This window comes from Bradyrhizobium sp. Tv2a-2, assembly GCF_000472425.1.
In the GTDB taxonomy this organism is placed as follows: Bacteria; Pseudomonadota; Alphaproteobacteria; order Rhizobiales; family Xanthobacteraceae; genus Bradyrhizobium.
The window spans coordinates 158694-172489 of the sequence record NZ_AXAI01000001.1; the positions used below are offsets into that span (position 1 = coordinate 158694).

A 13796-nucleotide genomic window follows, 5' to 3' on the forward strand; every position below is an offset into this window, starting at 1 on the left:
TTAGAACAAACTGAGCTGCTCGCCAGATCGCTTTGGCCGCACGAAGTGGTCGGTGGTGAGCTTTGAACGGCGCTTGTTCAGGCCGAGCTTCTCGCAGGCGATCTCGAAGCGGCGGCCGATCATCCACGCCATCGGGCCCGTGCCCTTCATCCTGGTCCCCCATTGCGAGTCATAATCCTTGCCGCCGCGCATGTCGCGGATCAGGGTGAAGACATGGCGGTAGCGGTCAGGGTAATTGGCCATCAGCCATTCGCGGAAAAGATCGCGCACCTCGAGCGGCAATCGCAGCATCACATAGGACGCTTCTTTTGCCCCGGCATGCGCGGCCGCGTCCAGGATGCGCTCGATTTCGGAATCGTTCAGCGCGGGGATCACCGGCGCAACCATCACCGTGGTTGGAACGCCCGCATCCGAAAGACGCTTTAGCGCCTCCAGCCGCTTCGGCGGCGTGGATGCGCGCGGCTCCATGGTGCGCGCGAGCTTCGGATCGAGCGTGGTGACCGACAGCGCGACCTTGGCGAGGTTGCGCTTCGCCATCCGCGCCAGAATATCAACATCGCGCGCGATCAGCGCCGACTTGGTGACGATGCCGACCGGATGACCCGCACGCTCCAGCACTTCCAGAATGCCGCGCATGATTTTCCGCTCGCGCTCGACCGGCTGATAGGGATCGGTGTTTGTGCCGATCGCAATCATGCGCGGCTCGTAATCCGCCGTTGCGAGTTCCTTTTCCAGGAGCTGCGGCGCGTCCGGCTTGGCGAACAGCTTTGATTCGAAATCCAGACCCGGCGACAGGCCGAGATAGGCATGGGTCGGCCGCGCGAAACAATAGACGCAGCCGTGCTCGCAGCCCCGGTAGGGGTTGATGGAACGGTCGAAGCCGATATCGGGCGATTCGTTGCGCGTGATCACCTTGCGCGCAGTGTCGAGCGCGACCGTGGTCTTGAACGGCGGCAGGTCGTCGAGGCTCTGCCAGCCGTCGTCGAAAGCGACCCGCGCCTCCGCCTCGTAACGGCCGCTGGCGTTGGATTGCGCTCCGCGGCCGCGCCGACGCTCGCGGGCGACTTCGACCGTCAGTTCCGGCGCGCCCATAGGCGCACCCGCCGGCTCGGAGGGCACCGGGACCGGCGGGCGCTTGAGGGCATGAGAAGATGCTCGGCTCATGAGCGTAGAGATAGCACGTTTCGTGAACATATCAAGAACAATAGTCGCAACCATCGTCATTCTGAGGCGCCTCGACAGCGGCGAACCCGGACCGACACAGTGCCATCACTCGACGTGCCCGCCGATGAGGCACGCGCTTTTGACCCGGCTCAAGCACGTCCCTTCAAATTCGGGCTCTATCCTTCACCCGCAACGAAGACGGATCGATCAGCCGACGGAAATGTTGGTCCGTCTTTCCGGCAGAGGAGGTCCGTATGCAGCTCACGAAAACAGACGAGCAAACAACCGGCACCGACGAGTTGGAACTGCTCAACCGCTACTGGCGTGCGGCCAATTATCTCTCCGTCGGGCAGATCTACCTGTTGGACAATCCGCTACTGACGCAGCCGTTAAGCCCCGGCCATATCAAGCCACGCCTGCTCGGCCATTGGGGAACCACGCCGGGGCTGAACTTCATCTATGTCCATCTCAACCGCGCGATCCGCGCCTCCGACCTCAATGTCATTTATATCTGCGGTCCCGGCCATGGTGGGCCGGGCATGGTCGCCAACACCTATCTCGAAGGCAGCTATACCGAGATCTATCCGGAGGTCACGCGCGACAGCGATGGCCTGCGCAAGCTGTTCCGCCAGTTCTCCTTCCCCGGCGGCATTCCAAGCCATGCAGCGCCGGAGACACCTGGCTCGATCCATGAGGGCGGCGAGCTCGGCTACGCCCTGGTGCACGCCTATGGCGCGGCGTTCGACAATCCGGACCTGATCGTGGCTTGCGTGGTCGGCGATGGCGAAGCCGAGACCGGGCCGCTCGCAGCCTCCTGGCACTCCAACAAGTTCTTGAATCCCATTCATGACGGCGCGGTGCTGCCGATCCTGCATCTCAACGGCTACAAGATCGCGAACCCCACCGTGCTCGGGCGGATGAACGATGCGGAAATCCGCGACCTCTTCTCAGGCTACGGCCACGAGCCGATCTTTGTCGAAGGCGACGATCCGAAGGCGATGCACCGCCTGATGGCGGATGCACTCGATGTCGCATTCGCCAGCATCCGTTCCATCCAGCAGAGCGCTCGCGCGCAGACTCAACCGATCCACCGCCCGAAATGGCCCATGATCGTGCTGCGCAGCCCGAAGGGCTGGACCGGGCCGAAGGAAGTTGACGGCCTGAAGGTCGAAGGCTTCTGGCGCGCCCATCAGGTGCCGATCGCCAGCCCGCGCGGCAATCCGGAGCATCTGAAGCTGCTCGAGGCGTGGATGAAAAGCTATCAGCCGGAAGAACTGTTCGACGCCAATGGCCGCCTGGTGCCGGAATTGCAGGCGCTCGCGCCACAAGACCGGCGGCGCATGGGCGCCAATCCGCACGCCAATGGCGGGCTTCTCAAGCGCGAGCTGAGGCTGCCGGATTTTCGCGCGTTTGCCGTCGACGTCCCCTGCCCCGGCGGCGCGACCGCCGAGGCCACCCGCGAGCTCGGCAAGTTCCTGCGCGACGTACTCAAGCTGAATGCAGAGGCGCGCAATTTCCGCATCATGGGCCCGGACGAGACGGCATCGAACCGGCTTGACGCTGTGTTCGACGTCACGAATCGCGTCTGGATGGAAGGCATCGAGCCCTACGATGTGCACCTCGCCCATGAAGGGCGGGTGATGGAGGTGTTGAGCGAGCATCTCTGCCAAGGTTGGCTGGAGGGCTATCTGCTCACCGGCCGCCACGGCTTCTTCTCCTGCTACGAGGCATTCATCCACATCGTGGATTCCATGTTCAACCAGCACGCCAAATGGCTGAAAGTGTCGCGCGCGCTGCCCTGGCGGCGCCCGGTCGCCTCGCTCAATTATCTCCTGACTTCGCACGTCTGGCGCCAGGACCATAACGGCTTCAGCCACCAGGATCCCGGCTTCGTCGACCTCGTCGCCAACAAGAAGGCCGACATCGTCCGCATCTATCTGCCGCCGGATGCCAACACCTTGCTCTGGGTCGCCGACCATTGCCTGCGGACTTATGACCGCATCAATGTGATCGTCGCGGGCAAGCAGCCCTCGCCGCAATGGCTCTCGATGCGCGAGGCCATAACCCATTGCGAGGCCGGCATTGGCATCTGGAAATGGGCCGGCACGGAAAAGCCGAATGCCGAGCCCGACGTGGTGATGGCCTGTGCCGGCGATGTCCCGACACTGGAGACGCTGGCCGCCGTCGACTTGCTGCGCAAGGCGCTGCCCGACTTGAAGATCCGCGTCGTCAATGTCGTCGACCTGATGACCCTGCAGCCGAAGGAGCAGCATCCGCACGGCCTCTCCGACCGTGACTTCGACAGCATCTTCACCCGCGAGAAGCCAGTGATCTTCGCCTATCACGGCTATCCCTATCTGATCCATCGCCTGACCTATGGCAGGACCAATCACGCAGGCTTCCACGTCCGCGGCTTTGCCGAAGAAGGCACGACGACGACGCCGTTCGACATGGTGGTCTTGAACCAGCTCGACCGCTTCCATCTCGCCATCGAAGCGATCGAGCGGGTGCCTGGTCTCGATGTGACCGCAGCCCATGTGAAGCAGCAGTTCCGCGACACGCTGATCGAACACACCCGCTATGTCCGCGAGCATGGCGAGGACATGCCGCAGATCCGCGATTGGGTCTGGCCGGCCGGCGCCGCCGGTACCGCGCAGCATGAAGCCGGGAATTGACATCGCCACAGCGCGACACTGCGCGGCGCTTCTCAATTCGGGGGCGCGCGCCTGACCTGGCGCAGCCGCTAACCAACCGGACATTTGCCGCAAAAAGCCGCAAATCACCGGCTGATTTGATTGTGACAAGGTGATAACAGTGCGGGCGTTCGTGTTGCAGGGGTGCCCGAGGCTCGATGCTGAGCGTAATCATTCCGACCGAAGGGGTCGAACAGACGGCGGTGGCGACCTTGGCCGCGCTGGTGCCGGGTGCCGCGGCCGGCGTCGTGCGCGAGGTGCTCCTGGTCGACGGCGCCGACAATGGCGTGATCGAACGGGTCGCCGATGTCGCGGGCTGCCGCTTTCTGCGCTTTTCCGGATCACACACCGCAGCGCTCGCCGCCGGCGCGCGCGAGGCGCGCTCGCCATGGCTGATGTTCCTGCGCGCCGGTGCCGTTCTCGATGCCGGCTGGATCGACGAGACCTCGCAATTCATGCAGCGGGTCTCGGGCAGCGACCATCCGCGCGCGGCCGTGTTCCGCTATGCCCGCTCGCCCTATGCCGAGCCCGGTTTTCGTGACGGGCTGAGGTGGCTGGCGCGGACGATTACAGGCCCGCGCGCGGACCAGGGCCTTCTGATCGCCCGCGAGCATTACGACCGGCTTGGCGGCTACGCGGCCGACGGCCGCGTCTCCGAGGCGCAGCTCTTGCGCCGGCTCGGCCGCTCCTCCCGCACGCTGTTGCACAGCCGGATCATCATACTGTGATCACTTCCAATATACTTGCCAAAGTCAATTAATTGTTTGACAATGGCAAGTATTGGAGGTGCGCCATGCCCAGTGCCCAGACTTCGCCTGGAGAGCCCGACCAGCAGATCGCAGCGGTTCGCGCGTTCAACCGCTTCTACACCCGTAAGCTCGAGGTTCTCGACCAGCATCACCTGAAAACCCCGTTCTCGCTGAGCGAGGCACGGGTGATGTTCGAGCTCGCCCATCGTGGCGACCTCTCGGCCAAGCAGATCGGGCTCGAGCTCGGGCTCGATCCCGGCTATCTCAGCCGCATCGTGCAGAAATTCGACGAGGACGGGCTGATCGGTCGCAAGGCGCTGCCCGCGGACCGCAGGCAATACCAGCTCAGCCTGACCGCCAAAGGCCGAGCGGCCTTCGCAAAGCTCGAACGTACCTCGCAGGATCATGTCGGACTGATGCTGGGGACACTCGCGGGCGAGGACCGCAAGCGGCTATTATCCGCGATGGAGGTGGTCGAGCGGCTGCTCGGCGCACCCCACACGGCGTTGCAGCCGGCGATCCTGCGCGACCCGCGGCCGGGCGACATGGGCTATGTCGTGCAGAGCCATGGTGCGCTCTACGCCAGCGAATATGGCTTCGATGCCACTTTCGAGGCACTGGTCGCGGAGATCACGGCGAAGTTCATTACCTCCTTCGATGCATCGCGCGAGCGCTGCTGGATCGCCGATATCGACGGCCGGCCTGTCGGCTCGGTATTCCTGGTGAGAGGCAGCGACGAGGTGGCAAAGCTGCGCCTGCTGCTGGTCGAGCCGGGCGGGCGCGGCCAGGGCCTCGGCCAGCGCATGGTCGCCGAATGCATCTCCTTTGCGCGCGCCTGTGGCTACCGGCGGATCACGCTCTGGACACAGAGTATTTTGACTGCCGCGCGCAAAATCTACCAGGACGCGGGCTTTGCGCTGGTGAAGAGCGAGCCGCATCGCAGCTTTGGCCAGAACCTGATCGGCGAAACCTGGGAGCGCGACCTGTGAGAGCGCCGCATCGCGAGACCTCGCTGCGCGTCACGCCGGAATTGATCGCACTGTATGTGCGCCGCGCGCGAAGGCTCCATCGCGAGGCATGCCGGAACATCTGGCGGACCGTGTGGATGCTGGTTGGGCGCGCGGTTGCTTAGGGATGGGCCCGGCTTAGGCCGAAGCCCCCTTCGCCTTCGGCCGGCGCAGATGCTCGTCCAGCCGCGGCATGATTTCGACGAAGTTGCAGGGACGCGTGCGGTAGTCGAGCTGCGCGGCCAAAATGCCGTCCCATGCGTCGCGGCAGGCGCCGGGCGAGCCGGGCAGGCAGAAGATGAAGGTGGCGCCAGCAACGCCGGCGGTGGCGCGGCTCTGGATGGTCGAGGTGCCGATCTTGGCGTGGCTCAGCATGTGAAAGGCGATGGAGAAGCCGTCCATGCGCTTTTCGAACAAAGGCTCGAGCGCTTCCGGCGTGACATCGCGCCCGGTGAAACCGGTGCCGCCGGTGGTGATGATGACGTCGACGCCCTCGTCCGCAATCCACCGCTTCACCACGCCGCGAATCCCATCGACATCGTCGGTCGTGATCTCACGCGCAGCGAGCTTGTGGCCGGCCGCACTAAGGCGATCGGCGAGCGTAGTGCCGGATTTGTCGTCGGCGAGCGAGCGCGTATCGGAGACCGTCAGCACCGCGATGTTAAGCGGAATGAATTGTTTTGACTCGTCGATGGCGGACATTGCGAACTTCTCTCCGTCATTCCGGACAAACCGCGGAAGGTGGGCTGATCCGGAATCTCGAGATTCTCAGGTGTGCAACTGCACTCCGAAGCTCGCCTCTTCGAGGCGCCCCGGAATGACAATAACAAATGACTACAGCGACCCGTTACCAAAAGTATTGCAGGCCTGCACGGTGCCCTGCTGATAGCCGGTCATGAACCACTGCTTGCGCTGCGCCGAGCTGCCGTGGGTGAAGGAGTCAGGCACGACGCGGCCGGTGGTCTGGCGCTGCAGCGTGTCGTCGCCGATGGCGGCGGCCGTCGTCAGCGCGGCATCGATGTCGCCCGCTTCGAGGAAGCCCGGCCGCTTCTTCTCCTCGCGGTTGGTCCACACGCCCGACAGACAGTCGGCCTGCAACTCGACGCGCACCTGCAGCGCATTGGCCTCGGCCTTGCTGCCGGCCTGCTGCTGCAGCCGCGTCACGCGCGGAATGATGCCGAGCAGATTCTGCACGTGGTGGCCGGCCTCATGCGCGATGATATAGGCCGCGGTGAACTTGCAGGCGTTGCCCGAGCAGCCGCGGAAGCGCGTCTCGACTTCGCGGAAGAAGCCGGTGTCGAGAAAGATCTTCTGGTCCGGCGGGCAGTAGAACGGCCCCATCGCCGACTGCGCCATGCCACAGCGACCGCCATTGGTGACGTTGCGGAACAGCACGATCTTGGGACCGGTGTAGGTCTGCCCGCTCGCTCTGAAGATTTCGCTCCAACGATCATCGATCTCGCCGAGGATGCCCGAGATCATGCTGCCCATCTCGTCGGTGGGCGCGCCGCTCTTGCCCTGGCTGGAGCTGGTGCGGCGGTCGGTCTGGTAGGTCGGCGCCTGATTGCCGCCGGTGAGGATCTCGGCACCGCCGATCAGGATACGCGGATCGATTCCGAGCGCATAGCCGATCAGGCCGAGCACGATGATGGCGCCGATGCCGAGCCCGCCGCCGCCCATCGGCAGACCGATGCCGCCACCGCCACCCATGCCGCTATCGTCACGGCGGTCCTCGATGTCGTCGCTGCGGCGGAAATCATCGTAACGCATGGCGGCTTTCCTCGTTCATCGCGAGCGGTCGTCTCGTCAATCGCAACTATTGCAGCGCGTCGTCGATCGTCTCGCGCGCCACAAGAGTAAAATTTCCGTTGCGGCAATCAATAGCCTGCCCGGCAAAAATTGCCTAGTGGCGGCGATTCGACGCTGCCTCATTACGAAGCTCGCACACGCACAACGACAAAATCGAAAAGGACCAGCGGAAACGGAAACTTGCCATCGCACTCCACGTCAAGATTTTGCGGCAAAACAATCGCGACCCACGACCGGTGCGCTTCGTGTGGTGTGAAAAACTTTCCCGGTTAAGTCGATTTTTACTTTGCCCAGTCAATGTACCGCCAGTCGGTTGTTTGGTCCCGCGTCGCCGACAGCGTCGCCTGAGTCAGAGTTTTGAGTCATGGTTGTGTCGCGTCGCGGGGCGTCTGCAAAGGCGCCCCGCACTAATTTTGAGGCTGACGAAGCTTCCCGGATCATCGTTGGCGATTGCGTCGCCGAGATGTCGAAACTGCCGTCGGCCTGCGTCGATCTCGTCTTTGCCGACCCGCCCTACAATCTCCAGCTCAAGGGCGATCTGAAGCGCCCCGACGAATCCCATGTCGATGCCGTCAATGACGCCTGGGACAAGTTCTCGTCGTTTTCGGCCTATGACGATTTCACCCGCGCCTGGCTACTTGCCTGCCGCCGCGTCATGAAGCCATCGGCGACGCTGTGGGTGATTGGCTCCTATCACAATATCTTCCGCGTCGGCACCATCCTGCAGGATCTCGGCTTCTGGGTGCTCAACGACATCGTCTGGCGCAAGTCCAACCCGATGCCGAATTTCCGCGGCCGCCGCTTCACCAATGCGCATGAGACCATGATCTGGGCGGCGCGCGACGAGAACGCCAAAGGCTATACGTTCAACTACGAGGTCCTGAAGGCGGCCAACGAAGATGTGCAGGCGCGTTCCGATTGGCTGATCCCGCTCTGCACCGGCGAGGAGCGGCTCAAGGGCAAGGACGGCAAGAAGGTGCATCCGACCCAGAAGCCGGAAAACCTGCTCGCCCGTGTGCTGCTGTCGTCGTCCAAGCCCGGCGACCTTGTGATCGATCCGTTCAACGGCACCGGCACCACCGGCGCGGTCGCAAAGCGCCTCGGCCGCCGCTATATCGGCTTCGAGCGCGATGCCGACTATGCCAAGGCCGCGCAGGTGCGCATCGCCGCAGTCGAGCCGCTGCCGGAGGCAACGCTTGCGCCGTTCATGACCGCGCGCGAGGCGCCGCGGGTCGCCTTCTCCGAATTGATCGAGCGCGGCATGATCATGCCCGGCACAAAACTCGTCGACGCCAAGAAGCGCCATGGCGCGCTGGTCCGCGCCGACGGCGCCATCATGCTCGGCGACAAGGTCGGCTCCATTCACCGTATCGGCGCGGTCGCGCAAGGGTCGGAAGCCTGCAACGGCTGGACCTTCTGGCATGTCGAGACCAAGCACGGACTGAAGCTGATCGACGAGCTCCGCGCCGAGATCCGCGCCGGGATGGCGGCGGGCTGAGCTTTCGGGCCGACTTTCTCCGCACGTCAGTCCGGGGTGCGTCGAAGACGCGAGCTCGGCTATGCTGCTGCGCAACTGAGAATCTCGAGATTCCGGGTTCGCCGCTTCGAGGCGCCGCGGAATGCCAGCGTATGCCCCCTTTCACAAATTCGTCGCTTGCGCCCTTGCCAAAATTTACGCATGGAAGCCGGCAGTTCGTGGCAACTTAGCCGCGTCCCGAGATTCTCGGAAAAACCAGGGAAGGGAGAGCACCAATGCTCAAATTTTATTTCAACGGCGCGCCGAATCCGAACAAAGTCGCGCTGTTTCTAGAAGAATCCGGCGTGCCCTTCGAACCCGTGCCGGTCGACACCCGCAAAGGCGAGCAGTTCAAGTCGGAATTCCTGAAGGTCAATCCCAACGGCAAGGTCCCGGCGGTCGATGATGACGGCGTGTTCGTGTTCGACAGCAACGCCATCCTGCTCTATCTCGCCGAGAAGACCGGCAAGTTTCTTCCGCCCAATAGCCCGGCCAACCGCGCCCAGACGCTGTCCTGGCTGATGTTCATCGCAACCGGCCTCGGACCCTATTCGGGTCAGGCGGTGCACTTCAAGACCGCCGCGCCGAAGGACCTGGATTACGCTGTGAACCGCTATCTGTACGAGGCGCATCGCCACTACAAGATTCTCGACGATCATCTCGCCGCGCACCGCTACATGGTCGGCGACACCTATACCATCGTCGATATGGCGTTGTGGGGCTGGGCCCGTCTCGCCTCCTTCGTGCTCGGCGAGGAAGGCGCCGCAAAATATGCCAACGTGAAGCGGCTGGTCGACGAAATCTCGGCACGTCCGGCGGCCTCCCGCGCCATTGCGCTGAAGGACAAGTTCACCTTCAAGGCCGAGATGGATGAGGAGGCGCGCAACCACATGTTCGGCCACCTCAAGACCAAGGTGGCGTGATCTCCGCTCTCTGAGGTCGTCATGGCCGGGCTTGTCCAGGCTTGTCCCGGCCATCCACGTCTTTGATGCGGCAAGAAGCGCTGATGCCTGTCGCATGATGCGCATCTTCAACAACGCCTATTATCCCCGCGCAATGGATCGTGAATGGTGGGTTTCGCTACGCTCTACCCACCCTACATGCGCGTCCCTTACGCCTTCTCCGCTTCCACCACCTTGCGCACGGCCGGGCGCTCGAGCATGCGCTTGCGGTGGGCCATCACTTTCGGCAGCGTCGACACATCGACACTGTCGCCCTCGAGCCAGGTGCCGAGCGTGTAAAGGTAGGGATCGCAGATCGTGTAAGCCTCGCCCATCACCCACGGGCCCCTAAACATGTTGCGCTCGATCAGCGCAAAGCCGGCCCCGACCGACTTTGGCACCATGCGCTTGAAGTCGGCGAAGGAGGATTCCTCCGTTGCCCAGCGGTGGCCGCGCATCTTGTGGGCATGCGCGACATGGACCGTGGAGCAGAGATAGCTGTTGAAGGCCTGCATCTCGGCAAATTTGAAGGCGTCGCCCAATGGCGCGAGCTTGGCTTGTGGAAAGGCCTGCGCGATGAAGGCGAGGATCGCCGGCGTCTCGGTGAGCACGCCATGCTCGGTCACCAGCGCCGGCACGCGTCCCTTCGGATTGATGGCAAGATACTCGGGGCTGCTCTGCTGGTTGCTCTTGAAATCGAGACGCACCGCCTTGTAATCGGCGCCCGCCTCCTCCAGCGCGATATGCGACGCAAGCGCGCAGGTTCCGGGAGCGTAATAGAGCTTGTACATGGGCGACCTCGATCTACGGAAGGGCGCAAATTAGCGAGGCATCGCCTTACCGTCCATCCCGAATGACGACCGGCGATCGGTTTCGCAGTTGCCCCCTTTGGCCTCCCTGTGCCAAGACCGCCGCAAAATCGGGGGGATCCCATGACAGTGCTCATCGCGGGCGGCGGCATTGGCGGGCTGACGCTGGCGCTCAGCCTCAACCAGATCGGCGTCTCGGCAAAAGTGTTCGAAAGCGTCGCCGAACTGCGGCCGCTCGGCGTCGGCATCAATGTGCTGCCGCATGCGGTGCGCGAGCTGATCGAGCTCGGCCTCCTCGACAGACTCGACGAAGCCGGCGTGCGCACCAAGGAGCTCGCCTATTTCTCAAAGCACGGCAAGCCGATCTGGAGCGAGCCGCGCGGGCTGGAGGCCGGCTACAAATGGCCGCAATTCTCGATCCATCGTGGCGTTCTGCAACAGATCCTGCTCGATACCGCGGTCGCGCGGCTCGGCCAGGAGAATATCCTCACCAGCCACCATCTGACCGGCTGGGAGGAGACGGCCGACGGCATCCGCGCCACATTCATCGACAAGGCCACCGGCCGCAACGCCGACACCTATGACGGCACCCTGCTGATCGCCTGCGACGGCATCCATTCCGCGATACGCGAAAAGCTCTACCCCCAGGAAGGTCCCCCGATCTGGAACGGCCGCATCCTCTGGCGCGGCATCACCGATGCAGACGCGTTCCTGTCCGGCCGCACCATGATCATGGCCGGCCATGAAATCCTGAAATTCGTCTGCTATCCGATTTCCAAACAGCCGGACGCGTCAGGCAAGCATCGGATCAACTGGATCGCCGAGCGGCACATGCCGCCGACCTATCAGTGGCGGCGCGAGGATTATAACCGGACCGCGAAGCGGGAGGAGTTTCTGCCCTGGTTCGAGAGCTGGCGGTTTGACTGGCTCGACGTGCCCGCTCTGATCCGCAACTGCCCGCATGCCTATGAATACCCGCTGGTCGACCGCGATCCGCTTGGGCGTTGGACCTTCGGCCGCGTCACACTGCTCGGCGATGCGGCGCATCCGATGTATCCGATCGGCTCCAACGGCGCCTCGCAGGCGATCCTGGATGCACGGGTGCTGACGCGGGAGATCCTCACGCATGGCGAAACGCATCAAGCGCTCAGCGCCTACGAGGCCGAACGGCGGCCCGCGACCACCGACCTCGTGATGCTCAACCGCCGCAACGGGCCGGAGCAGGTGATGCAACTCGTCGAGGAGCGCGCACCCAACGGCTACGAGGTCGTCACCGACGTGCTCTCGCAACAGGAGCTGGAGGACATCGCCGCCAATTACAAGCGCGTCGCTGGCTTCCAGGTCGACGCGCTCAACGCCAAGCCGCCGATTGTGCCGCGCGCCAGCGCGGCTTGACCGGGGCACAAGCTCAGCGAAGTGCCCTCGCAGCCTCGAGCACGCGCGCGGTCGTGCTGGCGGTTGCGAGCACGGTGCCGTCTTCCGCCGTCAGCCTGCCCTCCATGAAGGCGATGCTCCGGCCGAGTTGCGTCACCCGGGCTTCGACGACAAGCGGCCCCGGCTTCGCGGGCGCGAGGAAGTTCACGGTCAGGCTGATGGTCGTGGTGTAAAATTGTCCATCGCTCATCACGAAGGCGGCCGGTCCCATGCTGTCATCCAGCATGGCCGAGAGAATGCCGCCCTGCACAAAGCCGGCCGGGTTGCAGAATTCCGCCTTTCCATCAAAGCCGACCTTGATCCAGCCGTCCTTCGGACTGGCATCGAGCAGCCGCCAGCCGAGCAGCTCTGCCGAGGGCGGCGTGGGGATGTCATCGAGCGCAGTTCTGATCATGGCGGCCCTCCGATCGAGCCCGCATACCGTATGTCTGCTGCCACCGTGCTGTCAGGAACCGTCAGATGCCGAGCCCGTGGGCGATCACCTTGCGCATCACGTTCGGGAACGCCTCGTCGGCCAGGGTGGCGATCGGTACCCAGCGCATTCCGGCGGGCGCATGCGTGCCGGACGGCACGTCCGCGGTGTAGACCACGAGCGCCAGCGGAAAATGTGTGAAGACGTGCGTGACGACGCCGGCCTTGCGGTGCCAGCGCGCGACACCTTTCAGCGCAGGCGCCTGGTCGCGCGCGGCTTTGTCGTCCTGGTCGGCACGCCAGTCCGAGCCAGGCACCTCGGTCATGCCGCCGAGCAGGCCCTTTGTGGGGCGCGTGCGCACAAGCAATTCCTCACCGCGGCTGACCACGAAGGCAGCCCCCCGACGCAGCGCGCCGGTCTTCTTCGCTGCCTTGCGCGGAAAGCTCTCCTGCGTGCCCCGCCGCCGCGCGGCGCAGTCCTCCATCAGTGGGCACAGCGCGCAGGCCGGCTTCTTGGGCGTGCAGATGGAGGCGCCGAGATCCATCAGCGCCTGCGCGCTATCGCCGGCGCGGCTGTCGCCGAGCAATGTCGTCGCCAGCTCCCGGATCAGCGGCTTTGCCTGCGGCAGCGGCTTCTCGACCGCGAACAGGCGCGACACCACGCGCTCGATATTGCCGTCGACCGGCATGGTGCGGCGGTCGAAGGCGATCGCCGCGATCGCCGCCGCAGTATATGGCCCGATCCCCGGCAGCGTGAGCAGGCCCTCCTCCGTGTCCGGAAACACCCCGCCATGCTCGCGCATCACCGCGCCCGCGCAGGCGTGCAGATTGCGCGCGCGCGAATAATAGCCGAGCCCGGCCCACAGCCGCAGCACGTCGTCGAGCGAGGCTTGCGCCAGACTCGTGACGTCCGGCCAGCGCGCCGTGAACTTCTCGAAATAAGGCCCGACCGCCTTCACGGTCGTCTGCTGCAGCATGACTTCCGAGAGCCAGACCCGGTACGGATCAGGCCGCGTCCCCGACAGCGCGCGCCAGGGCAGCCGGCGGCGATGCCGGTCGTACCAGGCAAGCAGCAGCGCGGGGCGGCCGGCGGTGTCCCCGATTTCGGTTCGCGGCTTTCTCTTCGTAGCTCCAGCAGGACTCATGAACGAACCTTAGCGCATCTCTCTCCTCGTGATGGGCGGGCTCAGGCTGGGCATCCACGCCTTTCTTATCGCGTGGGCAGCCGTGGATGGCCGGGGCTCAACACAGAAACCACGCCGG

Annotated in this window: 13 protein-coding genes; 7 read left to right on the plus strand and 6 right to left on the minus strand. The window is 64.2% G+C overall.

What is annotated here, in order from left to right:
* Entirely contained in the window at positions 1–1164 is a 1164-nt protein-coding gene (locus A3AI_RS0100760; protein ID WP_024513730.1) for a PA0069 family radical SAM protein, read from the minus strand.
* A 254-nt stretch (positions 1165–1418) separates the two neighbouring features.
* On the opposite strand from A3AI_RS0100760, the gene A3AI_RS0100765 reads away from it, so the two are divergent.
* From A3AI_RS0100765 to A3AI_RS47160, 4 genes are all read left to right on the plus strand, one after another.
* Positions 1419–3839: a phosphoketolase family protein gene (locus A3AI_RS0100765; RefSeq protein WP_024513731.1), complete on the plus strand. Its 2421-nt coding sequence runs from the start codon at positions 1419–1421 to the stop codon at positions 3837–3839.
* Between the two features lie 176 nt (positions 3840–4015).
* Positions 4016–4585: a glycosyltransferase family protein gene (locus A3AI_RS0100770; protein ID WP_024513732.1), complete on the plus strand. Its 570-nt coding sequence runs from the start codon at positions 4016–4018 to the stop codon at positions 4583–4585.
* Positions 4586–4650: 65 nt separating this feature from the next.
* A complete protein-coding gene (locus A3AI_RS0100775) occupies positions 4651–5595 on the plus strand; it encodes a bifunctional helix-turn-helix transcriptional regulator/GNAT family N-acetyltransferase (protein WP_024513733.1) in 945 nt (314 codons plus the stop codon).
* Positions 5592–5738, plus strand: a complete 147-nt coding sequence (locus A3AI_RS47160) for a hypothetical protein (protein ID WP_156927584.1) — start codon at positions 5592–5594, stop codon at positions 5736–5738. Before A3AI_RS0100775 ends, A3AI_RS47160 begins: the two co-directional genes overlap by 4 nt.
* Before the next feature lie 13 nt (positions 5739–5751).
* Here A3AI_RS47160 and moaB read toward each other — a convergent pair whose 3' ends face one another.
* Positions 5752–6315: a molybdenum cofactor biosynthesis protein B gene (moaB, locus tag A3AI_RS0100785; protein WP_024513734.1), complete on the minus strand. Its 564-nt coding sequence runs from the start codon at positions 6313–6315 to the stop codon at positions 5752–5754.
* 132 nt (positions 6316–6447) lie between these two features.
* Positions 6448–7383: a KPN_02809 family neutral zinc metallopeptidase gene (gene ypfJ, locus A3AI_RS0100790; RefSeq protein WP_024513735.1), complete on the minus strand. Its 936-nt coding sequence runs from the start codon at positions 7381–7383 to the stop codon at positions 6448–6450.
* A 403-nt stretch (positions 7384–7786) separates the two neighbouring features.
* Between ypfJ and A3AI_RS0100795 the strand changes: the two genes are divergently transcribed.
* Both A3AI_RS0100795 and A3AI_RS0100800 read left to right on the plus strand, forming a co-directional pair.
* Positions 7787–8920, plus strand: a complete 1134-nt coding sequence (locus A3AI_RS0100795; RefSeq protein ID WP_024513736.1) for a site-specific DNA-methyltransferase — start codon at positions 7787–7789, stop codon at positions 8918–8920.
* A gap of 254 nt (positions 8921–9174) precedes the next feature.
* Entirely contained in the window at positions 9175–9861 is a 687-nt protein-coding gene (locus A3AI_RS0100800; RefSeq protein WP_024513737.1) for a glutathione S-transferase family protein, read from the plus strand.
* 188 nt (positions 9862–10049) lie between these two features.
* Here the strand turns inward: A3AI_RS0100800 and A3AI_RS0100805 are convergent, their stop codons facing one another.
* Positions 10050–10670: a glutathione S-transferase family protein gene (locus A3AI_RS0100805; protein ID WP_024513738.1), complete on the minus strand. Its 621-nt coding sequence runs from the start codon at positions 10668–10670 to the stop codon at positions 10050–10052.
* Between the two features lie 141 nt (positions 10671–10811).
* Here A3AI_RS0100805 and A3AI_RS0100810 point away from each other — a divergent pair, with 141 nt between their 5' ends.
* A complete protein-coding gene (locus A3AI_RS0100810) occupies positions 10812–12083 on the plus strand; it encodes a flavin-dependent oxidoreductase (protein WP_024513739.1) in 1272 nt (423 codons plus the stop codon).
* Between the two features lie 13 nt (positions 12084–12096).
* Here the strand turns inward: A3AI_RS0100810 and A3AI_RS0100815 are convergent, their stop codons facing one another.
* Together A3AI_RS0100815 and mutY are read right to left on the minus strand one after the other, a co-directional pair.
* Complete coding sequence (locus A3AI_RS0100815; RefSeq protein WP_024513740.1) at positions 12097–12516, minus strand: PaaI family thioesterase; 420 nt, start codon at positions 12514–12516, stop codon at positions 12097–12099.
* A gap of 61 nt (positions 12517–12577) precedes the next feature.
* Positions 12578–13678: an A/G-specific adenine glycosylase gene (gene mutY / locus A3AI_RS0100820; RefSeq protein ID WP_024513741.1), complete on the minus strand. Its 1101-nt coding sequence runs from the start codon at positions 13676–13678 to the stop codon at positions 12578–12580.
* Between the last annotated feature and the right edge of the window lie 118 nt (positions 13679–13796).